Annotated in this window: 28 protein-coding genes and 3 tRNA genes; 16 read left to right on the top strand and 15 right to left on the bottom strand. The window is 70.9% G+C overall.

All coding sequences use genetic code 11. The annotated features are described in order from the left end of the window. Positions 1-101: 101 nt before the first annotated feature. Positions 102-653, bottom strand: a complete 552-nt coding sequence (hpt, locus tag AAEP80_RS03895) for a hypoxanthine phosphoribosyltransferase (protein ID WP_144765016.1) — start codon at positions 651-653, stop codon at positions 102-104. 9 nt (positions 654-662) lie between these two features. Then, a complete protein-coding gene (tilS, locus tag AAEP80_RS03890) occupies positions 663-1682 on the bottom strand; it encodes a tRNA lysidine(34) synthetase TilS (protein WP_420366022.1) in 1020 nt (339 codons plus the stop codon). 64 nt (positions 1683-1746) lie between these two features. Between tilS and AAEP80_RS03885 the strand changes: the two genes are divergently transcribed. Continuing rightward, entirely contained in the window at positions 1747-2238 is a 492-nt protein-coding gene (locus AAEP80_RS03885; RefSeq protein WP_133519645.1) for an inorganic diphosphatase, read from the top strand. A gap of 109 nt (positions 2239-2347) precedes the next feature. Here AAEP80_RS03885 and AAEP80_RS03880 read toward each other — a convergent pair whose 3' ends face one another. Together AAEP80_RS03880 and AAEP80_RS03875 are read right to left on the bottom strand one after the other, a co-directional pair. Then, on the bottom strand, positions 2348-3751 hold the full coding sequence (locus AAEP80_RS03880) for an NlpC/P60 family protein (protein WP_420366021.1): 1404 nt from the start codon (positions 3749-3751) through the stop codon (positions 2348-2350). Positions 3752-3783: 32 nt separating this feature from the next. Next, entirely contained in the window at positions 3784-5070 is a 1287-nt protein-coding gene (locus AAEP80_RS03875; RefSeq protein ID WP_413600338.1) for a M23 family metallopeptidase, read from the bottom strand. A gap of 323 nt (positions 5071-5393) precedes the next feature. Here AAEP80_RS03875 and AAEP80_RS03870 point away from each other — a divergent pair. From AAEP80_RS03870 to AAEP80_RS03860, 3 genes are all read left to right on the top strand, one after another. Continuing rightward, positions 5394-5466: transfer RNA gene (locus AAEP80_RS03870), tRNA-Glu, on the top strand. A 68-nt stretch (positions 5467-5534) separates the two neighbouring features. After that, a tRNA-Asp gene (locus AAEP80_RS03865) sits at positions 5535-5611 on the top strand. Position 5612: 1 nt separating this feature from the next. Further along, a tRNA-Phe gene (locus AAEP80_RS03860) sits at positions 5613-5685 on the top strand. A gap of 59 nt (positions 5686-5744) precedes the next feature. On the opposite strand, the gene AAEP80_RS03855 is transcribed toward AAEP80_RS03860, so the two are convergent. Continuing rightward, the gene (locus AAEP80_RS03855; RefSeq protein WP_413603054.1) at positions 5745-6755 is read right to left on the bottom strand and encodes an aldo/keto reductase family protein; all 1011 of its coding nucleotides are present in this window, start codon (positions 6753-6755) and stop codon (positions 5745-5747) included. 265 nt (positions 6756-7020) lie between these two features. On the opposite strand from AAEP80_RS03855, the gene AAEP80_RS03850 reads away from it, so the two are divergent. Continuing rightward, positions 7021-8019, top strand: coding sequence for an SDR family oxidoreductase (locus AAEP80_RS03850; RefSeq protein WP_420366020.1), 999 nt, complete (start codon positions 7021-7023; stop codon positions 8017-8019). 45 nt (positions 8020-8064) lie between these two features. Here AAEP80_RS03850 and rocD read toward each other — a convergent pair whose 3' ends face one another. Next, the gene (gene rocD / locus AAEP80_RS03845; RefSeq protein WP_420366019.1) at positions 8065-9297 is read right to left on the bottom strand and encodes an ornithine--oxo-acid transaminase; all 1233 of its coding nucleotides are present in this window, start codon (positions 9295-9297) and stop codon (positions 8065-8067) included. Beyond that, positions 9297-10190 carry a dimethylargininase gene (ddaH, locus tag AAEP80_RS03840; protein ID WP_348639036.1) on the bottom strand — a complete coding sequence of 298 codons (894 nt, stop codon included), beginning with the start codon at positions 10188-10190 and terminating at the stop codon, positions 9297-9299. The genes rocD and ddaH overlap by 1 nt, the downstream gene beginning before the upstream one ends. Positions 10191-10408: 218 nt before the next feature. Between ddaH and AAEP80_RS03835 the strand changes: the two genes are divergently transcribed. From AAEP80_RS03835 to AAEP80_RS03820, 4 genes are all read left to right on the top strand, one after another. Further along, a complete protein-coding gene (locus AAEP80_RS03835; protein WP_420366018.1) occupies positions 10409-10846 on the top strand; it encodes an Lrp/AsnC family transcriptional regulator in 438 nt (145 codons plus the stop codon). Positions 10847-10927: 81 nt separating this feature from the next. Next, positions 10928-11317 carry a hypothetical protein gene (locus tag AAEP80_RS03830; protein WP_420366017.1) on the top strand — a complete coding sequence of 130 codons (390 nt, stop codon included), beginning with the start codon at positions 10928-10930 and terminating at the stop codon, positions 11315-11317. Continuing rightward, a complete protein-coding gene (locus tag AAEP80_RS03825; protein ID WP_420366016.1) occupies positions 11314-12165 on the top strand; it encodes a nitroreductase family protein in 852 nt (283 codons plus the stop codon). Before AAEP80_RS03830 ends, AAEP80_RS03825 begins: the two co-directional genes overlap by 4 nt. Beyond that, the gene (locus AAEP80_RS03820) at positions 12162-12926 is read left to right on the top strand and encodes a YqjF family protein (protein ID WP_420366015.1); all 765 of its coding nucleotides are present in this window, start codon (positions 12162-12164) and stop codon (positions 12924-12926) included. The genes AAEP80_RS03825 and AAEP80_RS03820 overlap by 4 nt, the downstream gene beginning before the upstream one ends. 110 nt (positions 12927-13036) lie before the next feature. On the opposite strand, the gene AAEP80_RS03815 is transcribed toward AAEP80_RS03820, so the two are convergent. After that, entirely contained in the window at positions 13037-13843 is an 807-nt protein-coding gene (locus tag AAEP80_RS03815; protein ID WP_420366014.1) for an alpha/beta hydrolase, read from the bottom strand. A gap of 28 nt (positions 13844-13871) precedes the next feature. Between AAEP80_RS03815 and AAEP80_RS03810 the strand changes: the two genes are divergently transcribed. From AAEP80_RS03810 to AAEP80_RS03795, 4 genes are all read left to right on the top strand, one after another. Next, positions 13872-14183 carry a hypothetical protein gene (locus AAEP80_RS03810; protein ID WP_420366013.1) on the top strand — a complete coding sequence of 104 codons (312 nt, stop codon included), beginning with the start codon at positions 13872-13874 and terminating at the stop codon, positions 14181-14183. A gap of 86 nt (positions 14184-14269) precedes the next feature. Further along, positions 14270-15265 carry an SDR family oxidoreductase gene (locus AAEP80_RS03805; protein WP_402727678.1) on the top strand — a complete coding sequence of 332 codons (996 nt, stop codon included), beginning with the start codon at positions 14270-14272 and terminating at the stop codon, positions 15263-15265. Then, positions 15262-15609 (top strand): hypothetical protein, encoded by a 348-nt coding sequence (locus AAEP80_RS03800; protein WP_420366012.1) that lies wholly within the window; start codon positions 15262-15264, stop codon positions 15607-15609. The genes AAEP80_RS03805 and AAEP80_RS03800 overlap by 4 nt, the downstream gene beginning before the upstream one ends. Positions 15610-15827: 218 nt before the next feature. Further along, positions 15828-16025, top strand: coding sequence for a hypothetical protein (locus tag AAEP80_RS03795; protein ID WP_420366011.1), 198 nt, complete (start codon positions 15828-15830; stop codon positions 16023-16025). A 3-nt stretch (positions 16026-16028) separates the two neighbouring features. Here the strand turns inward: AAEP80_RS03795 and AAEP80_RS03790 are convergent, their stop codons facing one another. Beyond that, complete coding sequence (locus AAEP80_RS03790; protein ID WP_420366010.1) at positions 16029-16850, bottom strand: ornithine carbamoyltransferase; 822 nt, start codon at positions 16848-16850, stop codon at positions 16029-16031. A gap of 45 nt (positions 16851-16895) precedes the next feature. After that, positions 16896-17624 carry a tyrosine-protein phosphatase gene (locus AAEP80_RS03785; protein WP_420366009.1) on the bottom strand — a complete coding sequence of 243 codons (729 nt, stop codon included), beginning with the start codon at positions 17622-17624 and terminating at the stop codon, positions 16896-16898. A 30-nt stretch (positions 17625-17654) separates the two neighbouring features. On the opposite strand from AAEP80_RS03785, the gene AAEP80_RS03780 reads away from it, so the two are divergent. Beyond that, positions 17655-18287, top strand: a complete 633-nt coding sequence (locus AAEP80_RS03780) for a nucleotidyltransferase domain-containing protein (RefSeq protein ID WP_420366008.1) — start codon at positions 17655-17657, stop codon at positions 18285-18287. Positions 18288-18290: 3 nt separating this feature from the next. On the opposite strand, the gene AAEP80_RS03775 is transcribed toward AAEP80_RS03780, so the two are convergent. Then, positions 18291-21848 (bottom strand): bifunctional proline dehydrogenase/L-glutamate gamma-semialdehyde dehydrogenase, encoded by a 3558-nt coding sequence (locus tag AAEP80_RS03775; protein WP_420366007.1) that lies wholly within the window; start codon positions 21846-21848, stop codon positions 18291-18293. Between the two features lie 94 nt (positions 21849-21942). Between AAEP80_RS03775 and AAEP80_RS03770 the strand changes: the two genes are divergently transcribed. Next, the gene (locus tag AAEP80_RS03770; RefSeq protein WP_402727672.1) at positions 21943-22410 is read left to right on the top strand and encodes a MarR family winged helix-turn-helix transcriptional regulator; all 468 of its coding nucleotides are present in this window, start codon (positions 21943-21945) and stop codon (positions 22408-22410) included. Positions 22411-22422: 12 nt separating this feature from the next. On the opposite strand, the gene AAEP80_RS03765 is transcribed toward AAEP80_RS03770, so the two are convergent. From AAEP80_RS03765 to AAEP80_RS03755, 3 genes are read right to left on the bottom strand one after another with little or no spacing between them, the layout of a single operon-like run. Then, the gene (locus AAEP80_RS03765) at positions 22423-23121 is read right to left on the bottom strand and encodes an anti-sigma factor family protein (protein WP_420366006.1); all 699 of its coding nucleotides are present in this window, start codon (positions 23119-23121) and stop codon (positions 22423-22425) included. Continuing rightward, positions 23118-23633: a sigma-70 family RNA polymerase sigma factor gene (locus AAEP80_RS03760; protein ID WP_420366005.1), complete on the bottom strand. Its 516-nt coding sequence runs from the start codon at positions 23631-23633 to the stop codon at positions 23118-23120. The genes AAEP80_RS03765 and AAEP80_RS03760 overlap by 4 nt, the downstream gene beginning before the upstream one ends. Further along, entirely contained in the window at positions 23630-24313 is a 684-nt protein-coding gene (locus tag AAEP80_RS03755; protein WP_420366004.1) for a YceI family protein, read from the bottom strand. The genes AAEP80_RS03760 and AAEP80_RS03755 overlap by 4 nt, the downstream gene beginning before the upstream one ends. Before the next feature lie 139 nt (positions 24314-24452). On the opposite strand from AAEP80_RS03755, the gene AAEP80_RS03750 reads away from it, so the two are divergent. After that, positions 24453-25067 carry a hypothetical protein gene (locus AAEP80_RS03750; RefSeq protein WP_420366003.1) on the top strand — a complete coding sequence of 205 codons (615 nt, stop codon included), beginning with the start codon at positions 24453-24455 and terminating at the stop codon, positions 25065-25067. Positions 25068-25127: 60 nt separating this feature from the next. Here AAEP80_RS03750 and AAEP80_RS03745 read toward each other — a convergent pair whose 3' ends face one another. Then, positions 25128-25313 (bottom strand): hypothetical protein, encoded by a 186-nt coding sequence (locus AAEP80_RS03745; RefSeq protein WP_413600354.1) that lies wholly within the window; start codon positions 25311-25313, stop codon positions 25128-25130. Positions 25314-25405: the final 92 nt, after the last annotated feature.

The raw sequence follows: 25405 nt of genomic DNA, 5'->3' as shown, positions 1-25405 counted from the left end.
CTTTCTCTGCCGAAGTTGCGTGCTGATCAGCATACGGCCGCGATTCTGTGGCGAGAATGGGTGTCCTCTGCGGGCGAACTCCCCGTTCGCCGACGACCCGCCTAGGAGTAGACGTGCGGGGCGAGGACCCCGATGCCGCGCAGGTTGCGGTACCGCTCGTCGTAGTCCAGGCCGAACCCCACCACGAAGGCATCGGGGATGTCGAAGCCGACGTACTTGACGTCCACCTCGACCTTCGCCGCCTCTGGCTTGCGGAGGAGCGCGACGATCTCGACGCTCGCGGCTCCACGGGACGCGAGGTTCTGCTTGAGCCAGGACAGCGTCAGACCGGAGTCGATGATGTCCTCGACGATGATGACGTCGCGACCGTGCAGGTCGGTGTCGAGGTCCTTGAGGATCCGCACCACACCGGACGACTTCGTGCCGGAGCCGTAGGACGACACGGCCATCCAGTCCATCTTCGCCTGGAGCGTCAGGTGGCGGGAGAAGTCGGCCATGACCATGACCGCGCCCTTCAGCACGCCGACGAGCAGCGGGTCCTTGTCCCCGTAGTCACGGTCCACCGCCGCGGCGAGCTCGGCGATCTTGTCGTCGATCTGCTCGGGGGTGAAGAGCACTTCGGAGAGGTCGTCCTGCACGTCGGAGAGTTCCACCGGGACAGCCTAACTCGCTGCGAACAACAGACGATCCCCGCTCCGCGACACCTGGACGCCGGGGAGGTCGATCGGCCCCTGCCCGCTCCATTCGGTGACGAGTCGGCAGACCTCGAGCGTCTGCACCCTGGACAGCGTCACGCCGAACTCGCTCTCCACCGCGAGCCGGACGAGCCGCTGCCGGAGGGCGGGCGGGTTCGCGTGCAGCTGCCGCACGGACAGCGAGATGCCGGCCTCGGAGTGCTCGGCGAGGTCCTCGGCCATCTCCTCCGCGAAGTGGTCGAGCGCCGCGGAGTCCTCCCGCAACTGGTCGGCCGTGCGGGCCAGTGCCTCGTGCACGTCGGCGCCGAGTTCGCGCTCGAGCACCGGCATCAGGGTGTTCCGGACGCGCACCCTGGTGAACGCCGGGTCGTCGTTCTGCGGGTCGTGCCACGGCGCGAGCCCGGCAGCGGCGCACGCCTGCCTGGTGGTGTGCCGCCGCACCGTCAGCAGCGGCCGGCCGTAGGCCGGCCCGGCGTCGCGGACCGCCAGCGGGCGCATGCCGGACAGGCTGTCCGGCCCGCTGCCGCGCAGCAGGCCGAGCAGCACCGTCTCGGCCTGGTCGTCCAGGGTGTGGCCCAGCAGCACGAGCGGTGACCCGGTGGCGGACGCGACGTCCGCGATCGACGCGTGCCGAGCCTCCCGTGCGGCGCCCTCCGGACCACCTGCGGTGCCGACCGCGACCCTGCGGACCTCCACCGGGTCCAGGCCCAGCTCGGATGCCTGCCTGGAGGCTCGGCTCGCCACCGCCTCGGAGCCCGCCTGGAGCGCGTGGTCGACGACGACCGCGCCGGCCAGGAGTCCCTGCTTGGGTGCCTCGAACGCGGTGGCCGCGGCGAGTGCGAGCGAGTCGGGTCCGCCGCTCAGCGCGACGAGGACCAGGTCGCCGGGGTGGACGAGGTCCTGGTCGATCGCCCGCGCGAGGAGGTCGCGGACCGCGCGACGGGTGTCGGCGACTGCGGGATCCAGCCGGGGACGCGGAGAGTTCACCCGGTAACGTTAGCCGCGCTTTCGGAACCTCCGACAGACCCATCGACAAACCAGGAGTGCACACATGGCCGCGTACGACGTCGTCGTCGAGATCCCCAAGGGCAGCCGCAACAAGTACGAGGTGGACCACGAGACCGGTCGCGTGTACCTCGACCGCGTGCTGTTCACGTCGTTCGTCTACCCGACGGACTACGGCTTCTTCGAGAAGACGCTCGCGGACGACGGTGACCCCGTGGACGCGCTGCTGCTGCTCGAGTACCCGACCTTCCCCGGCGTCGGCGTGAAGGTCCGCCCGGTCGGCGTCTTCAAGATGAGCGACGAGGCCGGCAACGACGCGAAGGTCCTCGTGGTCCCCGCCAAGGACCCGCGCTGGGCGCACATCCAGGACATCTCGGACGTCGACGAGCAGACGAAGGCCGAGATCGCGCACTTCTTCGAGCGCTACAAGGACCTCGAGCCGAACAAGTGGGTCAAGGCCGAGGGCTGGGGCGACGCCGCCGAGGCCGAGGCGATCGTGACGGCCGGCCAGGCCGCGTACGTGCCCGGTTCGCACTGACGGTCCGTCCCGACTCGCGCAGCTTGCCGGTCACGGGATCGCACCCCCGTACGAACATCGCGCCCTGTCCTGACGGGGCGCGATGTTCGTACGGGGGTGCGTTGCGTTGCTACAGGGAACCGCTCGGGCGTGCGACGTACGGCAGCAGCTGGCTCGGGGTCCAGATCGCGCGCTCGACGACGCCGACACCGGGGCGCGCGGCCTCGACCATCATCCCGCCGCCGGTGTAGATCGAGTCGTGGTACCCACCGGATGCGGTGCCGTTCGACGAGTAGAAGAGGATGTCGCCCGGCTGCCGCTGCGAGAGCGGCACGAGGCGACCGATCGACGCGAAGTGGTTGTACTGCCAGACCACGTTGTGGCCGCCCGTGGTGATGCCCTGCGAGTTGTAGGCCATCATCACCAGGCCGGAGCAGTCCCATGTGTTGGGGCCGGCGCCGCCGAGGACGTACGGCTTGCCGAGCTGTCCGCGGGCGTAGGCGATCGCTCCGGCGGCCTTCGACGGCGACGGTGCTGGGTTGCTCGGGGCGGGGGTGCTGGGCGCCGGGTTGCTCGGTGCCGGGTTGCTCGGCTTCGACGGCGCGGGGTTGTTCGGCTGCGACGGCGCGGGGTTCGACGGGCGGCTCGGCGTCACGGGGTTCGAGGTGCCGGGGTTCGTCGTGCCTGGGTTCGAGCCGGTGCCGGTGTTCGAGCTCGGCTTCGTCGCGCTCTTCGACGGGGTGGTGGTGGTCGTGGTCTGCGACGCCAGCTGCGCCTCGGCCTGCTTCGCGCGCTGCTCGGTGTAGTACGCGCTCTCGGTCGCGACGGTCGTGCCCTTGAGGAACGCGAGCTGCTCGAGCACCTCGTTCTGCTGACTCTGCGCCTCGTCGAGCTTCGCGTTCGCGGACGCCGCCGTGTCGTTGGCCGCGTCGAGCGCGGACTTCGTGGCGTCGGTCGCCTTCGCGAGCGCCTTCGTCGCCTGGGACTTCTGCGCGGCGAGGGAGTCGACCGTCCGCTGGTCGGCCTTCGCCTGCGCGAGCACCGTCGCCGAGCGCTCGGACAGGTGCGACATCGTGCCGACCTGGTAGAGCAGGTCCTTCGCGTCCGATGCGTCGACGAGCATGCTCGTGGACAGGTCACCGCCGCCGGTGCGCGAGAGCTCGACCACGAGTGCTGCGACCTGCGACGCGGAGTCGTCCGCCTTCGTCTTCGCCCGCTTGGCCTGCGCGCTGAGGTCGTCGAGCGTCGACTGCGCCTCCTGCTGCTCCGACGCCGCGAGCGCGTACGTCTGGCCCGCCTGCTGCACCACGATCCCGGCCTGGTCCGCCGAGTCCTGCAGCGAGGACAGGCGCGAGGCGAGCTCGTCGACCGTCTGCTGCGTCTCGGCCTGGTCGGCCTTCGCCGCCTGCACGTCCGCCCACGACGGGGCCTTGGGTGCTGCCTCAGCTGGTCCGGCGATCGTGACCGAGAGCCCGATGCCGAGCAACGAGACGGTCGCGATCCCGCAGGCGAGGGAACGTGCAGGCTTCTTCATGTGGTGTCAGGGCCTCTCGGGCGCGCACACGGTCATACCGAGATCCCCCGCGCTGCCATGAAGGGGACCGGGTCGACGGCGGCGCCGTTCACCCGGGTCTCGAAGTGGAGGTGGCACCCGGTCGACCAGCCGGTCGAACCGACCTGGGCGATCTGCTGCCCGGCGGAGACGTGCTGGCCGCTCGCGACCATGATCCCGCCGTTGACGATGTGCCCGTAGGCGGTGGAGATGCCGCCGCCGTTGTCGAGCACGACCTCGTTGCCGTAGCCGCCGCCGTTGCCCGCGAAGGTCACGGTGCCGTCGTGGGCCGCGTAGATCGGGGAGTAGCAGGCGGGGGCCAGGTCGACGCCGGCGTGCAGCGCGTGCGCTCCGGTGTACGGGTCGATGCGGTAGCCGTACGGGCTCGTCTGGTACCCGGCGCTCGGGCGGACCCAGCCGGACGCGTTCGCTGCGCCGCCGCCGGTCCCACCGCTCGCCGCAGGCGCCTGGGCAGCCGCCTTCGCCGCGGCCTCCGCGCGAGCCTTCGCCAGTGCCGCCTGACGGGCCTTCTCGGCGGCGACGCCCTTGTTGTACTTCGCCTCGACGTCGGACGCGTTCGAGGTCAGCAGGGTGAGCTGCGCCTCGAGCCGTGCCTGGTTGCTGTTCTGTGCGTCGACGGCCTTCTCGGCCGCATCCGCTGCGGTCTGTGCGGCCTGCATCTTCTGCTGCGCGGCGTCGGCGAGGTCACCGAGCGCCTTCTTCGCGACGTCGGACTTGTCCGCGAGGGCCTGTGCGGTCCCCCGGTCCTGCGTTGCCTGCGAGTAGATGCCGTCGGCCTGCTCGCTGAGCTTCGACATGGCGCCGAGCTCGTAGAGGTAGTCCTTCGAGTCGGTCGGGTGCGTCAGGAGGTCCGTCGTGACGTCGTTCGCGCTGGCCCGGCCGAGCTGCGCCGCGAGCTGACCCGCTTGCTGCTCCGACTGGGCCGCGGTCTTCTCGGCCTCGTCCGCCTGGGTCTGCAGCTTCTGCTGCTGGAGCGTGGCCTCGTCGTACTTCGTCTGCGCCGTCTGGTACGCCGTCCCGGCAGCGTCCGCCGACTTCTGCTTCGCCGCGGCGTCCGCCTTGAGGTTCGAGATCAGGCCCTTGATCTCGGTGACCTTCTCCTGCTGTGCGGCCTGCGACGCCTTGGCCGCCTGCACGTCGTTCCAGCTCGGGTAGCTCGCCGCCGAGGCCTGCTCGACCGGGGCGATCGCGGCGATGGTCCCGGCGGTGAGCACGACGGCGACCGCTGCCGCGATGAGGCGGCGACGGTAGCTGAGGGACTGCGAAGGTGAGGTCGACATGTATCTCGATTTCGTAACAGCGCGGCAAGGCTCACGCACGTAACACTGTTAACAAACGCAACAGTAACAACAGGTGCCGGCCCGCTCCAGCCCCTCGGATGAGGGGCACGGGCCGACGACGATGGCCGCACTCGGCCATCGACGGCACAGGATCGCCAGGAGTCTCTCCCACGATCGGAGCAGTTTGCTCCACGGTGAGTGAAGCTGCGGCATGTGTACGGAGACCCGCGACACGCCGGAAGGACGCACCTCCGGGGCCCCGATTTGTCATCGGGGCGGGGCATCCGTATGCTTGTCCATCGGTAGCGCGATGCACTGCTTGCGGCCCTATCGTTTAGTGGCCTAGGACACCGCCCTTTCACGGCGGCAGCACGGGTTCGAATCCCGTTGGGGTCACTCTCCGGAGTGAGCAAGTAACGTAGTGCAGAGCAACACCAGAACGACAGCAAGACACAACACAACATGGCCCTGTAGCGCAGCTGGTTAGCGTGCCGCCCTGTCACGGCGGAGGTCGCGGGTTCAAGTCCCGTCAGGGTCGCCACGGCTGGATAGCTCAGTTGGTAGAGCGTTCGACTGAAAATCGAAAGGTCCACGGATCGATGCCGTGTCCAGCCACGGTGAAAGGCCCCTCACGCGAGTGAGGGGCCTTTCGCCGTTCAGGCCTCTCGGGTCCTTCAGGCCTCTCGGGTCTTCGGCGAGCTGTCGTTCGTCTTCGCCGGGTCCCGCTCGACGACGCCGCCCAGGACATCGTCGATCCGCGAGAGCAGCTCTGCCGGGATCGTGACCCCCGCGGCGCCGGCGTTGTCCTGCACCTGCTCCGGACGCGATGCGCCGATGATCGCCGACGCGACGTTCTCGTTCTGCAGCACCCACGCGACCGCGAGCTGCGCCATGGACAGGTCGAGCTCCTTCGCGATGGGCTCGAGCTCCTGCACGGACGACAGCACGTCGTCGCGCATGAACCGCTTGATCATGTCCGCGCCGCCCTTGTCGTCGGTGGCACGCGAGCCCTCGGGCAGCGGCTGGCCCGGCTTGTACTTGCCCGTGAGCACGCCCTGCGCGATCGGCGACCAGACGATCTGCGAGATGCCGAGTTCCTTCGAGGTCGGGACGACCTCGCCCTCGATGACCCGCCAGAGCGCCGAGTACTGCGGCTGGTTCGAGATGAGCTGGAAGCCGAGCTCCTTCGCCAGCGCCGCACCCGCGCGCAGCTGCTCGGCGGTCCACTCGGAGACACCGACGTAGAGCACCTTGCCCTGCCGGACGACGTCGGCGAAGGCCTGCATCGTCTCCTCGAGCGGGGTCTCGTAGTCGAAGCGGTGCGCCTGGTACAGGTCGACGTAGTCCGTCTGCAGGCGACCGAGCGAGCCGTCGATCGACTCGAGGATGTGCTTCCGCGACAGCCCCGTGTCGTTGTGCTGCTTGGGTCCGGTCGGCCCGAAGACCTTCGTGGCGATCTCGAGCGACTGCCGGCGTTCGCCCTTGAGTGCCTCGCCGAGGACGGTCTCGGCACCGGTGTTGGCGTACACGTCGGCGGTGTCGAACGTCGAGATGCCGACGTCGAGCGCTGCCCGGACGCAGGCGATGGCGGCGTCGTTCTCGACCTGGGACGCGTGGGTCAGCCAGTTGCCGTAGGTGATCTCGGAGACCTTGAGGCCCGAGTTGCCGAGGTAGCGGTACTCCATGTGCGTGTCACTCCTGTCGTGGCCGCGTCGGTGCGGCTCGGTCGTGACGCTAGTCCCCCGGTCTCGTGCGCTCTTGGATGCGCCGCCAAGCGACGAGTGACAAGACGAAACCCCGGCGATGTGGCCTGAGCCAGTGATCGTTCCGGGGTCTTCACGTCGACGATGGCAACGCAGTTTCGTCCCGGCCACACCTCCGCAGCGAGGACGAGGCGCTCCGCAGCCGAAACTGCGCGACCCCGTCCGCACGACGTGGTTTCGTGGACCCATGACCAGCAACGGAGCGAGTGTCCTGTTCATCGGCGGAAGCGGCGTCATCAGCGCGGCGTGCGTGCACGAGGCGGTGTCGCAGGGCATCGACGTCACGGTGCTGAACCGCGGCACCACCGACGCGCGGCAACTGCCCGACGCCGTCACCCGGCTCCGGGCCGACGTCTCCGACCGGGCGGCGCTGGCGGACGCCCTCGGCGATCGACACTTCGACGCCGTCGTCAACTGGATCGCCTTCACGCCGGACCAGGTGCAGGCCGACATCGACTTCTTCGCCGGCCGGACGAACCAGTACGTCTTCATCAGCTCGGCCTCGGCGTACCAGACCCCCGCGACGCACCTGCCGATCACCGAGTCGACCCCGCTGAAGAACCCCTACTGGCAGTACTCCCGCGACAAGATCGCCTGCGAGGAACTGCTCGTGCAGGCGTACCGCGAGCAGGACTTCCCGGTGACGATCGTCCGCCCGTCCCACACCTACGACGAGACGAAGCTCCCGCTCACCGGCGGGTGGACCGCCGTCGCCCGGATGCGCGCCGGCAAGCCGATCATCATCACGGGCGACGGCAGCTCACTCTGGACCCTGACGCACAGCCGCGACTTCGCGGTCGGGTTCACCGGCCTGCTCGACCGCGACGAGGCGATCGGCGAGGCGTTCACGATCACGAGCGACGAGGCACCGACGTGGAACGCCATCGCGCGGACGATCGCCGACGCGGCCGGGGTCGACGACCTGCAGATCGTGCACGTGCCGGCCGACGCGATCGCCGCGGCTGACGCCGAGTGGGGCGCAGCGCTCCTCGGCGACAAGGCCAACAGCTCGGTGTTCGACAACAGCAAGATCCGCGGGCTCGTGCCCTGGTACCGCCCGCGCACGACGTACCGGCAGGGCGCTCGCGAGGTCATCGCCTGGTTCGAGGCACACCCGGAAGCCCAGGTCGTCGACGAGCGACTCGACGCGCTGATGGACGAGCTCGCGGAGCGCTGGGCGGTCTGACCGCGGGCCCGCACCGGCCGGGAGGCTCGGTGCGGGTCCGGCAGGTCAGCTGCGGTCGCGCAGGACCGACTCCAGGGCCCCGATGGCGGTGGCGATCTCGTCGTCGGTCACGACGAGCGGCGGCGCGAAGCGGATCGTCGACCCGTGGGTGTCCTTGACGAGGACACCACGCGCGGCCATCGCCGTCGCGATCTCCTTGCCGGTGCCGAGTGCCGGGTCGATGTCGATGCCCGCCCAGAGCCCGGCGACGCGGTGCGTCACGACGCCCTTGCCGACCAGGTCGTCGAGCAGCCCACGGAGGACCGGCTCGCCGGCGAGTGCCCGCTGCTGGAAGGTGCCCTCACCGAGCATCGCGACGACCTCGGAGCCGACCGCCGCCGCGAGGGGGTTCCCGCCGAACGTGGAGCCGTGCTCCCCCGGGCGCAGGACGCCGAGCACGTCGCGGGAGCCGACCACCGCGGACACGGGGACGATCCCGCCACCGAGTGCCTTGCCGAGGGTGATGAGGTCGGGACGGACGTCGACGCGCGACACCGCGAGGGTGTGCCCGGTCCGCCCGAGCCCCGACTGGATCTCGTCGGCGACGAACAGCGCGCCGAACTCGTCGCAGATCGCCCGGACCGACGGCAGGTAGTCCGCTGGTGGGATGACCACGCCGCCCTCGCCCTGGATCGGCTCGACGAGCACGGCGACGACGGTGTCGTCCATCGCGTCCCGCAGCGCCGACGCGTCGCCGTACGGCACCGTGCGGAACCCCGGCGTGTACGGCCCGAAGTCGTCGTGCGCGACGGGGTCGTCCGAGAACGAGATGATCGTCGTCGTCCGGCCGTGGAAGTTCCCCGACGCGACGATGATCGTGGCCTTGCCCTGCGGCACGCCCTTCACCCGGTAGCCCCAGGCCCGCGACACCTTGATCGCGGACTCGACGGCCTCGGCCCCGGTGTTCATCGGGAGCACCATGTCGGTGCCCGTCAGCTCGGCGAGCCCCGCGGCGAACGGCCCGAGCTGGTCGTTCACGAACGCGCGGCTGGTCAGCGTGACGCGGTCGAGCTGCGCGCGGGCGGCATCGAGCAGCCTGGCGTTGCCGTGCCCGAAGTTCACGGCGGAGTACGCCGCGAGACCGTCCAGGTACCGCTTGCCGTCGACGTCCGTCACCCACGCGCCGTCGCCCGACGCGATGACGACGGGCAGCGGGCTGTAGTTGTGCGCGAGGGCGCGGTCCTCGACGGCGAGCGCCGCGACCGTCTTCGTGCCGAGCGCGGTGCTGGACCCGATCATCAGACGGACCGAGCCACGGACGTGCCGGTGCCGACGGGGTGCAGGTCGAGCGTGCAGCACTTCACGCCGCCGCCGCCGAGCAGCAGCTCGGACAGGTCGACGCCGATGGGGTTGTAGCCCTTCTCGCGCAGCTGCGACGCGAAGGTCGTCGCACGCGAGGCGATCACGACGTTGTACCCGTCGGAGTACGAGTTCAGGCCGAGGATCGCGGCGTCCTCCTCGGTCGCGATGATCGCGTCCGGGAAGCGCTCGCGGAGGATCGCCAGCGACGGCTCGTCGAACGCGCTCTCGAGGTACGCGATGTTCGACTTGCCCTCGGCGTCGGGCTCCGGGTCGAGCACGGCGATGGCGGTGTCGAGGTGGTAGAAGCTCGGGTTGATGAGCTTGAGGGTGATGACGTCGCGGCCGTAGACCTTCGCGATCTCGTCGTGCGAGGTGCTGTCCGACCGGAACCCGGTGCCGGCGAGGATGACGTCGCCGACGAGCAGGAAGTCGCCCTCGCCCTCGTTCGTCTCGACGGGCTCGGCGACCCGGAGGCCCGCCTGGCGGAACCAGTCCATGTACGCGGGGCCCTCGGGCTGGCGCTCCGGGTACTGGAACTTGGCGCCGTACGCGACACCGTCGAGGACGAAGCCGCCGTTCGCCGCGTAGACCATGTCGGGCAGGCCGTCGATCGGGTCGATGAGGTGGATCTCGAAGCCGAGGCCCTGGTACACGTCGTACAGGTCCTGCCACTGCGCGACGGCCTTCGAGGTGTCGGTCGGGTCCTCGGGGTGCATCCACGGGTTGATCCGGTAGCTCACCGTGTAGAAGTCCGGCTTGCACATCAGGATCGTGCGCTTCGTGGCGGTTCGGAACGGTGCCGTGGTGGTGGCGGGTGCTTGCGTCGACACTGGAGTCCTCCTGAGACTTCGGGCCCGAGCCTGCCAGGAACCACCTCGAGAGATCTCGGTGAGATGCAGGCTCACTCACCGTGTGTTCCGCGGGCGGACCAGGTCGACGCCGAGGCCCAGTCTAGGGAAGCCGCGCCGGAGAACGAAGCAGGTCGGCGCGCACGTTTCGTGCGTTCAGCCCGGCGTTCTCGCAAGAACTCCGCGTACGATGGGAGTTGATGGATTCGCTCGACCACCGCATCCTGGATCAACTCCGGGACAACGCACGCGCCGGCTACGGCGACATCGGATCGATCGTCGGGCTCTCCGCATCGGCCGTGAAGCGCCGCGTCGACCGGCTCGTCGCCGACGGCGTCATCCGTGGGTTCACGATCAAGGTCGACCCCGCGATCGAGGACCGTGGCACCGAGGCGTGGGTCGAGCTCTACTGCCGCGGCACGGTCTCCCCCGACGAGCTGCGCTCGCTGCTCGACTCCGTGCCAGAGGTCGTCGACGCCGGCACGGTCACGGGCAGCGCCGACGCAGTGGTGCACATGCGCTCGAAGGACCTCCCCGCGCTCGAGGAAGCGCTCGATCGGGTCCGGCTCGCCCCGCAGGTGGACCACACCCGCAGCGCGATCGTGCTGTCCCGGCTCGTCTCGCGCGAATCCGCCTGAACCGCAGGTCGACACTGCGCCGCCACAGGGCCGCAGCGCGATCACAGGTCGTCTCGCGCGAATCCGCGTAGGTTCGCGTCCATGGGACGCAGGACGACGACCGGGAGGCTCCCCCAGCCTCCCGTCGGATCGGCCAGCGCTCTCCGGATGACCTGGGCCCGCCGGATGGTCACCGCTGCCACCGCCGCCTACGTCGCCAACTGCCTCTGGGGCACCGCCGTGGCGGTGCGCCTGATCCGGACGAAGAAGCTGCGGGTCGTGCACCACGGTCTGTTCGTCGTGACCGCGACCGTCACGGGTGTCGCGGCGACCACGCCGTTCTGGACGCGCTCCCGGTCGGCGCTGTTCCTGCTGCCGGCACTGGTGCCGCTCGCGATGGCGCCGCGCACCAACCCCCGCACCGGAGCACACTGGAGAGTCGCGGTCGCCGCCGCGCCGTCCTATCTCGGGGCGATGCTGTTCCGGCGATGACCGCTGGGAGGACAGCAGTGGAGCTCTTCGAGGCCATCCGGCGCCGGCGCACGACGAACGGGGCGTTCCTGCCCGACCCGGTTTCCGAGGAGCACCAGCGGCTCCTCGTCGAGCTCGCCGGGCGAGCACCGTCGCAGCTGAACAGCCAGCCGTGGCGGTTCGTGCTCGTCGAGGAACGGCCGACCATCGAACGCGTCGCGGAGATCAGCGGGCACTCGATGACCCGCACGATGGCCGAGGGGACGTTCTTCCAGCGCTACAAGCCGTACTTCCGCTTCAGCCAGGCCGAGATGGACGAACGGCGCGACGGGATGCTGTTCGACAAGCTCCCCGGGCCGCTCAAGCCCTTCACGAAGCAGGTGTTCACGAAGCGCGGGCAGCTCCTCATGAACACGCTCCGGGTGCCGCAGACGCTCGGTGAGGAGAACCGGAAGCTCGTCGCCGGGTCGCCGCTGCTGCTCGGGGTGATGCTCGACCGGCACGAGTACCGGAAGGAGGAGCTCTCCGGCTTCTACTCGGTGTTCAGCATGGGCGCGGCGATGGAGAACATCTGGCTGTCGACGACCGAGCTCGGCCTCGGCATCCAGTTCGTGTCGTTCCCGATGGAGACCCCCGGCGCGTGGGAGGAGATCGAGGGGCTGCTGCGGGTGCCGCCGGAGCTCGAGCTGATGGCCGTGTACCGGATCGGGTACCTGCCGCCGGAGCGTCGGCGGCCCGCGATCGACTGGACCTCGAGTGAGCGCAAGCGGCCGTCGCAGTACGTGTTCCGCGGGACCTGCGACACCCCGCAGCAGGGGTGGGACGACGCGCCGGTGGCGACCCACATCGACGACGCGAGCGTCTCGTGACCGCCGGCCGGTCTGCCGGGTTCGAGCCCAGCCTCCAGGCGGCCGCCCCTGCGCTGCCGGGGCGACCGTGGATCGAGCAGGCGTGGCGCGACGTCGTCTTCGTGCACTGGCGGGTGGACATCTCGGCGGTGGCGCCGCTCCTGCCGGCGGGGACCCGACCCGACACGATGGCCGCGGACGGCACGGACGACGGGACGACCACGTGGGTGGGGCTCATCGGTTTCCGGTTCGAGGACACCCGGTTCCCGCCGATCGCCGTGCCGGACGGACTCGGGACCTTCGTCGAGGTGAACGTCCGCGTGTACACGGTCGACGAGCACGGACAGCACGGGGTCGTCTTCCTGTCGCTCGATGCCGGGCGCCTCGCTCCGACCATCGGCGCTCGGACGCTCACCGGGTTGCCGTACCACTGGGCGCGTGCCGAGTGCCGGGTCGGCTCTGGTCGGGTCGGGTACGCGATGCGTCGACACGGGACGCAGCTGCGGTCGGTGGTAGACGTTTCGATCGGCGATGCGATCGACGAGCCCTCGGCGCTCGACACGTTCCTGACGGCACGGTGGGGCATGCACGTCCGTCGAGCCGGGGTCACCCGGTTCTGGCCGAACGAGCACGAGCCCTGGCCGCTGCACCGGGCGTCGGTGCGGGTGCTGCGGGACGACCTGCTGGGGGCCGCCGGGCTGCCGTTCTCGCTCGCGGAGCTGCCGCCGGACTCGGTGCTGTACTCGCCGGGGGTGACGACGCGATTCGGTGTCGGTCGCTGAGGCTCGCTTCGGCGGGCGTCCTCATGCTGACGCGCGCGTGCGCTGCCGGGTGCCGGCGCTCCCGACTCGTCACTTGCACATGCAACGACCGCTCTCGAGGCCTCCGCCCATCACGGGCGCCACAACCAGCGCAGGGCATCAGGCAGGATCACTCCCCCGTGGTTCGGGCTGTGACCGCCGTCGCCGAGCACCAGGCGGTGGTCGTACCCGCGCTCCGCGAGAGCAGCGTCGACGAGGAGGTTGTTGCTGTACCAGTTCAGCTCGGCCTCGTCGTGGTTGAGGTCGAACCGGTTCGCCTGCAGGAAGACCCGCAGCGGCTTCGCGGGCGTCGAGCGGATCAATGACGGGTACGGGTTGCCACCGGGGATCTGCGCGAAGCTCGCGACGAAGGCCAACACCCGACGGAAGGCGTCGGGGTGCTCCCACGCGACCGTGAACGCGCAGTTGCCGCCGCTGCTGCCGCCGCAGATCGCGCGCTGGTCTGGGTCGTCCGTGATCGCCAGTCCGAACCGCTCGCGCACGGCCGGCAGGATCTCGTGCAGCAGGAACTCGCCGTACCGGCTGTCGGCGGGGTCGTACTCGGCGTTGCGGTTCCCGGGCTGCCCGGGATCGACGAACACCCCGATCGTGACGGGCATCGCCCCCTCGGCGATGAGATTGTCGAAGACCGTCCCCGCGCGCATGTCGAGTCCTGGGTCGAGGTAGAGCCCTCCATCCTGGAACACCATGAGCGCTGCCGGCTCCGCAGGGTCGTACTGCGCTGGGACGAACACCTGGACCGTGCGGGTCGTGCCGGGGTAGATGCCGCTGGCATCCCACGTGAACCGCTCGATGCGACCGCGTGGGATCCCGTCGTGCGGGACCGAGTCCGGCCCGTGCTGGTACGTCCTCGGCTGGGTCTCGACATCGCGACTCACACGAGTGACGCTAGCCGACGACCGTTCCATGCCGTTTGATGAACCGATGCACTACCGGCTGATGAACGAGTACGGCGTCCTCTGGCCGTTCTGGGCCGACGACGGGAAGTGCGGCCCAGGGCAGCCCGACCTGCCGCCACGAGTCGAGGCGGCAGTCCGTGCGTGGGCCGCGAACTTCAACGACCGGTACTCGTGGGAGTCGGGCTGGCCGACCGAGGGCGAGGCACGCGAACACGCCTCGCAGGCGCAGCGCCTGGTCGAGATCCTCGCCGGGTTGTTGCCGGAGGGCGACTCGATCGAGCTCGACCTGTGGGAGACCGACCGCCGCAAGGGTCTCTGACGATCCAGGAGAACACTCTCATCGACGAGCGCGTCCGGGGGACAGCACCTGAGCCCGACGCGGACTCGCCCCGGTACAAGGGGCACATGACACGAGTAGCAGTGGTGACGGGTGGTTCGGCGGGCCTCGGACGAGCAACGGTTCGGGAGCTTGCCGCCCGCGGGTGGGACGTCGCGGTGCTCGCCCGCGGACTGGACGGCACGGAAGCCGCGGCAGCAGAGGTCCGCGCCACCGGGCGACGCGGACTGGCCGTGCAGGTCGACGTCGCGGACCGGGACGCCGTGCAGGCCGCCGCGGATCGGGTCGAGGCGGAACTCGGCCCGATCGACCTGTGGGTCAACGGGGTCATGGTCGGGGTGTTCGGCCGCTTCCTCGACACGGATCCGGACGACTTCGAGCGCGCGCTCCGGGTCACGTACCTCGGCTTCGTGAACGGGACCCGCGCCGCCCTCGACCGCATGGTGCCGAGGAACCGCGGCCACGTGATCCAGGTCGGGTCGGCGCTCGGCTTCCGGGGCATCCCGTTGCAGGCCGCGTACTGCGGCGCGAAGCACGCGATCGTCGGCTTCACCGAGTCCGTGGTGTCGGAGCTCATCGAACAGGGCAGCGCCGTGAAGGTGTCTCGCGTCGACATGCCGGCGCTCAACACCATCCAGTTCAACTGGGTCAAGTCGCAGCTGCCGCACCACCCCCAGCCGGTCGCGCCGATCTACCAGCCAGAGGTCGGCGCGCGCGCGATCGCCGTCACCGCCGAGCACCCCCGCCGGCGCACGTGGGTCGGCGAGTCGACGGTGTACACGATCATCGGGAACCGCGTCAGTGCCTGGTTCGCCGACTGGTACGCCGCGAAGACACTGGTGTCGGGGCAGCAGACCGAGGCGAAGGACGGACAGAGCCTGCCCGCGAACCTCTACGAGCCCGTACCGGGTGACCACGGCGCGCACGGCGTGTTCGACGACGTCGCGCACGCATGGTCACCGCAGACGTGGTGGGTCGAGCACCGCCGGCTCGGCACCGGGCTGCTGAGTGCTGCGCTCGGCGTCGCCGGGGCCGCGGCGGTCGCAGCGGGGCGACGTCGGTGAGCCGGGTCAGGGTCTCCCGCGCTCGGGGCGCATCGGTCGTCGAGGGCGTCAGGGCCACGCTCGGGGTCGTGCACCTACTCGGCGCGGGGCGGCAGCCGCGGACCGCCGTCTTCAACCGGGTCCTCGGAGCGCGACAGCTCGCGCAGGCGACGCTGCTGCTGCGCTCAGGATCGGGGAACGCCCACACACTCGGAGCAGCCGTCGACGCCGTCCACGCGGTCACCATGCTGCCCCTGCTGTTCGTCGGCGGCCCATGGCGGCGGGTCGCGACCAGCCAGCTCGCAATCGCCAGCACACTCGCGGTGGCCGAGGCGGCCCTGGTCGGGGCAGGCCGCAGGCGCTGACACGAGCAAGGATGCTCCGGCCCGAGCACAGGGGACGCTCAAGGGCCGGAGCATCGTTGCTCTCGGCGAACCTTCGGTGGTCGGGGATACCGCCGATCGAATGCGGTTCGCTGAAGACGACATTAGCGGGTCCGCACAAAGGGGGACAGACAGTTCGGTCCCCCAGTTCGGGTGTCCCTTTCGCGTGGCTCACGGGGCCCGCGCGTAGCGTCCCGCACATGAGCGACAACGAACAGACCGAGCCCGTCATGGACGGCGCCACCGAGGCCACGAACCACGAGAAGCTCTCGGGCCTCATCGAACAGGTCGACCAGGACCACGGGCACGAGGGCGCGGCCGTGATGGCCGACCACCTCCGCGACCGGATGGACGAGACCGGCGTCGTGGATGAAGATCGCGGCGACGAAGAGGACTGACCGCTACCCGAGTCCGAGGCAGTACGCCAGCACGGCCTGCTGCACGGGCAACAGGGACCGCTTGAACCCGTACCCGACGAAGGCATCCCCCGCGAGCGCCTCGGCGGTCGCCTCCCGCCCGCGGACGAAGGGTGGACACGGAGCGAACCGCACGCCGGACGGTGCGGTCGCCAGCAGCTCCGTGGTGATCCGGAAGCGCTCCAGTGCCGCAGCGTGTCGACCCGGTCCGTCGGTCAGCACGACGTCCGCCGAACGGATCGCGGTGGCGAGGTCGTCCGTCCACACCGCTCCCGGCGTCGCGAGGGGGTCGGGGCAGCACTGGACGAGGTCGAGGTCGAAGAGCGCGGCGGCCTCCTGCCACGCCCGCGCGATGTTGCCGTCCGCGCCGACGAACAGGAAGCGCAGCGCGCGGACGTCGCTCTGCCGTGACAGCGCGTACACGTCGGAGAGCACCTCGCAGGGGTGGTTCTCGTCGGTCATCGCGTTCACCACGGGGAGCGCGTCCGCACCTGCCAGGTCCTCGAGCACCGCGATCGACGGGTGCCGGGCGACGACGACGTCGGCCCACTGCGCCAGGTACCCCGCGACGTCGCCGAGCGCCTCGGGCTTGTCGAGCGTCTCCGGCGGGAAGACGATCGGCTGCAGGCCCATCAGCTGCGCGCCCCGCTCGAACGAGACCCGCGTGCGCAGACTCGACGGCGGGAAGAACATCACCGACGCACCGTCCGTCACCGGCCCCGTGCCACCGAGGTAGGCGTCGGCGAGGGCGAACACGGCCGCCGCGTCGGCGGCCGTCCAGTCGTCGAGTCGGATCAGGTGCCGCATCGCTCCACGATAGGGGCGACCGCGGCCCTGGACGGGAGGCACGACTCACGTGACGCGCGCGCGGAACGTGCGCAGGGCCTCCAGTTCGGATGCGTCCAGACCGGACCGCGCGACGAACGCGTCCACGTCGAAGCCGTCGACGACGGCGCGGATCGCGTCGGCGACCGTGGTGCCGTGCTCGGCGCAGAGCGCCTCGATCTGGTCCTCGTGCACCGGGACACCGATCGAGGCGAACAACGCGGGTGCGGTCTCCACCGTGACGAGGTAGTCGTCCACGATGTCGTCAGCCGCGACCCCGGCGATCGACAGCAGCGCGAGGGACACGATCCCGGTCCGGTCCCGACCACCGGCGCAGTGGAACAGCACACCCCCTGGTTCGGCGCGGACCATCGCACGGAGCACCTCGACGGTCCGATCGGGCTTCCGGTCGAGGTGTGGACCGTAGTACAGCGGCGTGCCGACCAACCCGTTGTCCCAGAAGTCCGCCCAGAACTCCTGGTCGTCGAGGTCGTCGTGGTCGATGACGACCGTCGTCAGCCATGGCGGGCGGACTCCCGTGTCCTTCTCGCGCTCGGACGGCGCCCGGAGGTCGACGACCGTCCGGATGCCGGCGTCGCGGACCGACGCCCACCCGTCCGTCGTGACCCGGTCGACCGACTCGGACCGGAAGAAGCGACCGGCCGGCGTGGTCCCGCCGTCCCGCGTCGGCAGGCCCCCGAGGTCACGGGCGTTGACCAGACCCTCGGCGGCGAGCGTGCGTGCTGTCGGTGCCATCCCGACACCGTATTCCGGCATGCTGGAGCGATGGCGACGTGGCAGGCGGAACTGTTCGAGCGGCTGCGCGCTGCGCTGCCGGACGGGAGCGTGCGGGCGTACGGTTCGCTCGTCGACGGGGACCTGGACGAGTGGAGCGACCTCGACGTCGAGGTCTCGACGTCCGAGCACATCGACATCGAGCGGCTGCTCGACACCCGGCTGTGGGCCTGGCAGCAGTCCGTCGCGGAGGACGGGCAGGTGCTCCGCCTGGTCACTCGTGACGGCCGTCGGCTGGACCTCACGATCACGGGTCCTGCGGTCGTCCTGCCGGAGCCTCCCATCGACAACGCCGTGCGGTTCGACGCGGCCCTCGCCGCCACGCGGCTCGGTCGCGGCAACCTGCTCATCGGCCTGCACCTGGTCCTGGGGATCGGACGGGAGGCACTGGTCGAGTCGATGCGCGCCGCCGACCTGGCAGCGGGGACCGTCCACCACCGGGTCGCCACTCCCTTCGACGCGCGCGCGGCCGAGGTGGCGGCGCTCACGTCGGATCGGCTGGAGCCGGAGACGGCGCTCCGCGCCTACGAGCTCTACGGCGCACGGCGGTCGGAGCGCGACTCCGGGTACGCACCGGATCCCGCCGGCCTCGTCGCGCTGATCGACCTCTCGGGCGGCGGCTGACGCTCAGACGCGGAGCTCGGCGAACTCGCGGTCGACGTCGCCGAAGCGGTGCGTGGTGATCGACACCGACTGCTCGCGGAGGTAGGGCAGCATCTCGATCAGCCCCGACTCGACGACGGGAGCGTGGTGGATCGCGACGTCGATGCTGGCGCCGAGCGCTTCCTCGAGCGCGAGGGCGTCCCCGCCGAGCAGGCGGATGCGCGCGCCCGGTCCGCCGAAGGCCGTGTGCTTCGGGCGCTCGCGACCCTGTGACAGGACGACGTCGAGGGCGTCTTCCGGTTCGTCGGACGGGCTCGACCAGCTGTCGCGGAAGACGTCGCCCGATGCCGCGCGACGGTGGAACTCCTCGTCCGACTCGACCAGGTGGTCGACCACGTCGAGCGGGGATCTGCTCGACGCGAACAGCTGGGTGAGGGGACCGGGCAACGGCCGCGCCGTGCTCAGGAGGATGTGTGCGCGCGCGGCGGTGGCGGCGACGAGCGCGCGGACGAGGTCCCCGCTCGACGCATCCTCGGACTGGCGCACGATGATCGACTGCGGGCGGTAGCGCAAGACGTTCCGCTCCACGACGAGCGCCGAGGGGTCGTGCGAGACGCCGTACTGCTCCGTGCGGGCCTGCACGTCGCTGATGGCACCGGCCCGGACCTGGTCGAACTCCTCGAAGGTCAACCCGCTGCGTGCTGCCTCGATCACGGCGGTGACCCGCGGCGGGAGACCGTGCAGCTGGATGCTCTTGTGGACCTTGCGCGGTGTCGGCTCCCAGCGGCCGAGGGTCGCGACGTACATCGGACCACCCGCCTTGGTACCCGTGCCGACGGAGGACTGCTTCCACCCGCCGAAGGGTTGGCGTCGGACGATCGCCCCGGTGATGCCGCGGTTCACGTACAGGTTGCCCGCCTGGACGCGGTGCATCCAGTCGGCCACCTCGTCGACGTCGAGGGAGTGGATCCCCGCGGTGAGGCCGAAGTCGGTGCCGTTCTGGATCGCGATCGCGTCGTCGAGGGTCTCGGCGTGCATGATCCCGAGCACCGGCCCGAAGTACTCGGTCTGGTGGAAGTCGCTCCCGGGACGGACGCCGTCGCGGATGCCGGGCGACCAGAGCCGACCGGAGTCGTCGAGCGGGACCGGCTGCACGAGCCAGGACTCCCCCGGGCCGAGCTCGGTCAGACCCGTGCGGAGCTTGCCCTTCGGCTCGGCGATGAGCGGACCCATCTGCGCCGTGGGGTCGTCGGGCCAGGCGACCCGGAGCGTCCTGGTGGCGTCCACGAGCTGCCGACGGAACCGCTCGCTCTCGGCGACGGACCCGACGAGGATGACGAGCGACGCCGCGGAGCACTTCTGGCCGGCGTGCCCGAACGCCGATCGGACGACGTCCTGCACGGCGAGGTCGAGGTCGGCCGACGGCGTCACGACGATGGCGTTCTTCCCGCTGGTCTCGGCGGTGAGGGGCAGCCCGGCACGCCACCACGTGAAGGACCTGGCGGTCTCGGCGGCCCCGGTGAGGATGATGCGGTCGACGGCCGGGTGCGCGATCAGCTGTCGGCCGAGGATGTCCTCGTCGAGGTCGACGAGCTGCAGCAGCGAGTGCGGGACTCCCGCGTCCCAGAGCACGTCGGCGAGGACGGCACCGCAGCGCTTCGCTTCCGGGGCGGGCTTCAGGACGACCCCGCTGCCGGCGGCGAGCGCGGCGAGCACCCCACCGGCGGCGATCGCGACGGGGAAGTTCCACGGCGGCACGACGACGGTCAGTCGCGGTGGCACGTACCGCGCACCGGTGACGGACGCGAGCCCGCGAGCCTGGTCGGCGTAGTAGTGGGCGGAGTCGATCGCCTCACTGACCTCTGCGTCGGCCTCGGTGATGGTCTTGCCGGTCTCGGCCGCCATCACCTCGATGAGGTCGCCGCGCCGGACCTCGAGCTCGTGCCCGATCAGGTCGAGCAGCTCGGCGCGGTCACCTGGGTCCTGACGGCCCCAGTTCACGCCGGCCTGGGCGGTGCTGCCGACGATCCGTTCGAGCTTGGTGCGGTCGAGGACCCGTGCGCCGCGGATGGTCTGGATGCCGAGCTGCGACCGGGGCACGCGGCGGAGGACGTCCGCCGCCCACGCTCGGTTCGCGGGGATCGCCGGGTCGGTGTCCGGGACGTTGGCGAAGTGGTCGCGCGGGCCGGGTTCGGCCGGGCGGCGTCGTCGGTCCTGCGTGCGGTTCGTCGCCGGGACCGGGTCGTCGAGCGCCGCGACGGACGCGGTCCAACGGGCGAGTTCCCGGTCGAACACGGCCTGGTCGTGGTCGATGTCGAACGCCCCCGACATGAAGTTCTCGGGGCTGGCGTTCTCCTGCAGGCGCCGAGCCAGGTACGCGATCGCGGAGTCGAACTCGTCCGGCTGGACGACGGGTGTGTAGAGGAGGATCTGTCCGACGTCGGCGCGGACGGCGTCGGCGTGCGTGGCGGCCATGCCGAGGAGCATCTCCACGTCCACGGCGTCGGTCACCCCGCGGCGCTGGGCGAGCACCCACGCGGTCGCGAGGTCGAAGAGGTTGTGCCCGGCGACGCCGATGCGGACGGCGTCGGTGCGCTCGGGCGTCAGGGCGGTGTCGAGCATCCGGAGGTACGCTGTGTCGGTCTCCCGCTTGCTGCCCCACGTCGCGAGCGGCCAGTCGTGCACGATCGACTCGACGCGCTCCATCGCGAGGTTGGCACCCTTGACCAGCCGGACCTTCACGGGGGCACCACCGCGTGCCCGGCGGGCGATCGCCCAGGACGTCAGCGACTCGAGCGCTCCCGCGGCGTCCGGCAGGTACGCCTGCAGCACGATGCCGGCGTGCAGGCCGAGGAACTCCTCGCGCCCCAGCAGCTCCTGGAAGACCGCGAGCGTGACGTCGAGGTCGCGGTACTCCTCCATGTCGAGGTTGATGAACTTCGGCGTGGGGCTCGACGCCGCCAGCCGGTAGAGCGGCACGAGGCGGTCGACGACGCGGTCGACGGTCTCGTCGAACGCCCACATCGACATCTGCGGGACCACGGCACTGACCTTGATCGAGACGTAGTCGACGTCGTCCCGCGCGAGGAGGTCCATCGTGCCCTGGAGCCGACGGTCGCTCTCGGCGCTGCCGAGGACGGCTTCGCCGAGCAGGTTCACGTTGAGCCGGGTGCCGTCGCCGCCGATCTTGGCGAGCGCCGGACCGAGCTTCGCCGGGGTCGCGTCGACGACGAGGTGGCCGGTCATCCGGCGCAGGATCTTCCGCGCGGTGGGGATGACGGCCCACGGCGCCATCGTCGCGAAGCCGCCACCGAAGGTGACCGCGCCGCGGAGGTACCAGGCGAGGAAGTCGGGGACGTCCTGGCTGACCTTCTCGAGGTTCCGTGCGGCGACGCGAGGGTCTTCCGGGCGGATCACCTTGTCGACGAAGCCGAACGTGAAGTCGAGGCCCTGTTCGTCGCGGAGCACGCCAGCCAGCCGGGCCGCACCGGGATCGGGCTTGACCCCCGCGGATGCGGCGAGCCAGCGTCGCACGAGCGCCACGGCGTCGTCGGTGCAGTCCTGGAGGCGAGCGCTCGGCATGGTCTGATCGTATGCCGCAGCACCAACCTCACCTCGGAGCGCGCCGAGTGCTGGCCAACAGTCAGCGATGTGTCAGCGGGATACGCTTGCTCGCATGTCGAAGCAGGGCGATGGCGGCCACGACTGGGCCACCTGGGACGCGTACCACGACGTGTGGAGACGTCTCGACCGCGCCCTCGACCACGCCGTCCAGCACGGCGCGGGCATCTCGATCCCGGAGTTCGAGATCCTGATCGGGTTGCACCGGCAACCGGACCACCGACTGCGGGTGCGGGACGTCGCGGCCGGCATCGGCTGGGAGAAGTCCCGTGTCAGCCACCAGGTCACGCGCATGGTGTCCCGCGGCCTGGTCGAGCGTGCGGACTGCCCGACGGACGGCCGCGGCAGCTGGGTCGTGATGACGCCGGACGGCCGCCGCGCGGTGCTCGCCGGGATCCGCGCGCACACCGCCGCACTCGAGCAGCTGTTCTGGAAACCCGTGGGCGACGACGCGGACACGCTGCGGTCGGTCAGCGCCCGGGTCCAGGACGCGCTCGGCCCGGTCGACCCCGTACACGACTGACCAGGACGACCCTCAGATCCGGACGGTCGCCAAGGTCGTCGTGTCGCCGTGCAACCGGACCTCGACCGACGCGATCGAGCCGATCGGCACGTCCGTCGCCGCCGCGAGGCCAGCAGCCGAGCGCCCGGACGCCGTCCACGACGCCACGGTCTCGTCGGTGCCGTCCTTCCGCACCACGACGAGGTCGTACATGACGCTGCTGCCGTTCCCCCAGTCGCGGCCGCCGTAGGTGCAGCCCCAGTCGAACCGGGTCCCCCAGGCCTTCCGGGTCACGTCGAGGTCCACCCGCAACCCGGCGGCCGCGACGGGCGACATCGCGTAGCGCTCGGACCCCGCGGAGACGGACGTCGGAGCCGGGCCGACCCGTGCTGCGCCGATCGCGACCCCGCCGAGCACGGCGGCCACGACGGCGAGCCCCACGGTGACCGTGACCAGCACCCGGCGGCGGCGACGGCGGGTCCTGACCCGGTGCGCGACCGTGGCGAGCGGGCGTGCCGGAGCCGGGTCGGGCCTCCCGTCCGGGTCCGCGATCGCGACGGCGTCCTCGGCAGGCAACCGACCGAGCAGCCCCGGCATGCCGGCCAGCTCCGCGACGGCGGCGCGGCACGCGGCGCACGTCTCCAGGTGCCGTTCGTACTCGAGCCGCTCGTCGCTCGGCAGCGAGCCGAGTACGTACGCGGCGTCCCAGTCCCGGTAGCGGTCCTCGGTCATCGGGTCACCCCTCGTTCCTGCAGTGCGAGTCGGAGTGCGCGGAGGCCGTAGTGCAGGCGGGACTTCGCGGTGCCCTCGGGGATGCCGTGGCGGCGGGCGATCTCGGGGACGGTGTGGCCGAGCCAGTACGCGTCGACGACGACCCGCCGGTGCTCGGGTGAGAGTACTGCGAGTGCGTCGGCGACGACGATGCCGTCGAGCACCGCGTCCGTCCGGTCGGGTTGCACCTTGTCGACGGGTTCGTCACTGCCGAACTCGCGTCGGTGCCGGGCGGAGCGGGCGTCGTCGACGACGAGGTTCCGCGCGACTGTGAACAGCCAGGCCCGAGCAGCATCGGGCTCGCGCTCGAGCACCGCCGGTCGCTGCCACGCCCGCACCAGGGTCTCCTGCACCACGTCATCGGCGAGCGCTCGGTCCGCGGTGAGGTGCCGCACGTACCGCAGCAGCGCGTCCCCGTGCTCGGCGTGCAGCGCCAGGAGCAGTTCGTCGGCCGGACGCTCCCCCACGGTCACCGCGTCAGCTCGAGGGAGAACTCGACGGCGCCGGAGCCGTCGACCTTGACGAAGCCGAGGTCGGGCGCCTGGACGCCGTAGTCGGCGAACGTGACCGGGATCGAGCCGGCGACCTGGACGCGCCCGTCGCCGTCCACCCCGAGCTGCGCATCAGCGGAGACCGCCTTCGTCACACCGTGCATCGTCAGGTCCCCTCGGAGGGTCACGTCCCGGTCGGTGCCGGCGAGCGCCGCCCGCACGTCGACGGGCTCGGTCACCCGGAAGGTCGCGGTCGGGAAGCGGTCGGTCTGCAGGGCCTGGGACCGGAAGTACTCGTCGCGGGCGGACTCGGGCGTGGCGATCGAGGCGACCTGCACGGTGACCGTCGCACGCTCGAGCGACCCGTCGGCCACGGTGGCGGTGGCGTCGACGTCCTTCGTGCGTCCGGTCACGGTCACATCCTGGCCCCGCAGGACCTCGTGCACCCGGTACCCGGCGAAGGAGTCGTTCCCCGCCTGCCACGTGCCGTCGGCATCGGCCGGGTCGAGCGTCGCACCGCCGGTCGGGGCGAGCGTCGGTTCGGCCTCCGCCGAGCCGTTCACGAGGTTCGCGTACACGATCGGTCCGCCGATCACACCGGCCGCGCCGATGACGACCACGCCTGCGGCGATCCCGAGCAGCACCTTGGTCCGAGTCCTCATGCCCGGGAAACGACGCAGGGAACCGGATCGTTCAATCCGGGTCGGGATCGAACGATCCGGCCCGCCGACCCGTGTCACCGGTGAGCGGGACCGCTCATGCCGGGAGGCCCGGCTCGGCTCCGCAGGACAGGGGTCACCCATGCGCACCACACGTTCCACCCGTTCCACCCGTTCCGTGCTGATGGTCGCGGGCGTCGCGTTCGCGGCGCTGGCGCTCGCGGGCTGTTCGGCCGGGTCGTCGGCGTCGTCGGGCGGGTCGTCCGCCCCGTCCGCGTCGGCGTCGGCGTCGTCTTCGTCGTCTGCGTCGCCTGCGTCGTCGTCTCCGTCGTCGTCCCCGTCGTCCGGCGCCGGCGCGTACGGCACCGACGACAAGGGCGGCGACAGCGGCGGCGGGCACGGTGCCGACGACGGCATCGCGACCGCGCCCACCTCGCTCGGCACCGTCGTGGTCGACGGCAAGGGCATGACCGCCTACTTCTACGACGAAGACGTCAAGGGCTCCGGGAAGAGCACCTGCTCAGGTGGGTGCGCCGCGGCCTGGCCGGCGATCGAGTCCGACACGGCGAAGCCCGCCGTGTCCGGGGTGACGGGCGACGTCGGCACGATCACGGGCGTCGACGGGAAGCTCCAGGTCACGGTCGACGGTCGCCCGATCTACACCTACGCGGCGGACGCGAAGCCGGGCGACGTCACCGGGCAGGGCGTCGGCGGGGTCTGGTACGTCGTGAACCCCGACGGCACCGAGCAGAAGTAGCCCCGGGCGCCCGGGCGCCCCGCACCATCAGGGTGAGGGCGCTCACCGGTTCCCGAGCTGTCAGCGGTGGTGGTAGAAGTTCGCCTGGTCCTGACCGCGCTGTGCCTCGCGCAACGCGTCGGCGAGCTCCTGGTCACTCTGCTCGAAGGCCCGCGAGCGAGCACCCAGGTCGGTGAACTTCGCCATCCACACCCAGAACACGACGAGACCGACGAACACGACCGCGGCTCCGATCCACCACCCCATACTCGGACCCTATCCCCGCGAGCGAAGTCCTGCCGCGCCCCAGAACGAACATCGCGCCCCGTCGTGTCGGGGCGCGATGTTCGTGGCGGAGT

It is taken from the genome of Curtobacterium sp. L3-7 (genome assembly GCF_048756585.1).
In the GTDB taxonomy this organism is placed as follows: Bacteria; Actinomycetota; Actinomycetes; order Actinomycetales; family Microbacteriaceae; genus Curtobacterium.
The sequence above is the reverse complement of the archived record's forward strand: the minus strand, read 5'-3'. Positions and strand labels throughout refer to the sequence as shown.

Coding starts and splice junctions, on each gene's coding strand:
- AAEP80_RS03885 (WP_133519645.1), top strand. CDS start 1,747: ATGGCCGCGTACGACGTCGTCGTCGAGATCCCCAAGGGCAGCCGCAAC.
- AAEP80_RS03880 (WP_420366021.1), bottom strand. CDS start 3,751: ATGAAGAAGCCTGCACGTTCCCTCGCCTGCGGGATCGCGACCGTCTCG.
- AAEP80_RS03875 (WP_413600338.1), bottom strand. CDS start 5,070: ATGTCGACCTCACCTTCGCAGTCCCTCAGCTACCGTCGCCGCCTCATC.
- AAEP80_RS03855 (WP_413603054.1), bottom strand. CDS start 6,755: ATGGAGTACCGCTACCTCGGCAACTCGGGCCTCAAGGTCTCCGAGATC.
- AAEP80_RS03850 (WP_420366020.1), top strand. CDS start 7,021: ATGACCAGCAACGGAGCGAGTGTCCTGTTCATCGGCGGAAGCGGCGTC.
- rocD (WP_420366019.1), bottom strand. CDS start 9,297: ATGATCGGGTCCAGCACCGCGCTCGGCACGAAGACGGTCGCGGCGCTC.
- AAEP80_RS03835 (WP_420366018.1), top strand. CDS start 10,409: ATGGATTCGCTCGACCACCGCATCCTGGATCAACTCCGGGACAACGCA.
- AAEP80_RS03830 (WP_420366017.1), top strand. CDS start 10,928: ATGGGACGCAGGACGACGACCGGGAGGCTCCCCCAGCCTCCCGTCGGA.
- AAEP80_RS03825 (WP_420366016.1), top strand. CDS start 11,314: ATGACCGCTGGGAGGACAGCAGTGGAGCTCTTCGAGGCCATCCGGCGC.
- AAEP80_RS03810 (WP_420366013.1), top strand. CDS start 13,872: ATGCCGTTTGATGAACCGATGCACTACCGGCTGATGAACGAGTACGGC.
- AAEP80_RS03805 (WP_402727678.1), top strand. CDS start 14,270: ATGACACGAGTAGCAGTGGTGACGGGTGGTTCGGCGGGCCTCGGACGA.
- AAEP80_RS03795 (WP_420366011.1), top strand. CDS start 15,828: ATGAGCGACAACGAACAGACCGAGCCCGTCATGGACGGCGCCACCGAG.
- AAEP80_RS03790 (WP_420366010.1), bottom strand. CDS start 16,850: ATGCGGCACCTGATCCGACTCGACGACTGGACGGCCGCCGACGCGGCG.
- AAEP80_RS03785 (WP_420366009.1), bottom strand. CDS start 17,624: ATGGCACCGACAGCACGCACGCTCGCCGCCGAGGGTCTGGTCAACGCC.
- AAEP80_RS03780 (WP_420366008.1), top strand. CDS start 17,655: ATGGCGACGTGGCAGGCGGAACTGTTCGAGCGGCTGCGCGCTGCGCTG.
- AAEP80_RS03775 (WP_420366007.1), bottom strand. CDS start 21,848: ATGCCGAGCGCTCGCCTCCAGGACTGCACCGACGACGCCGTGGCGCTC.
- AAEP80_RS03770 (WP_402727672.1), top strand. CDS start 21,943: ATGTCGAAGCAGGGCGATGGCGGCCACGACTGGGCCACCTGGGACGCG.
- AAEP80_RS03765 (WP_420366006.1), bottom strand. CDS start 23,121: ATGACCGAGGACCGCTACCGGGACTGGGACGCCGCGTACGTACTCGGC.
- AAEP80_RS03755 (WP_420366004.1), bottom strand. CDS start 24,313: ATGAGGACTCGGACCAAGGTGCTGCTCGGGATCGCCGCAGGCGTGGTC.
- AAEP80_RS03750 (WP_420366003.1), top strand. CDS start 24,453: ATGCGCACCACACGTTCCACCCGTTCCACCCGTTCCGTGCTGATGGTC.
- AAEP80_RS03745 (WP_413600354.1), bottom strand. CDS start 25,313: ATGGGGTGGTGGATCGGAGCCGCGGTCGTGTTCGTCGGTCTCGTCGTG.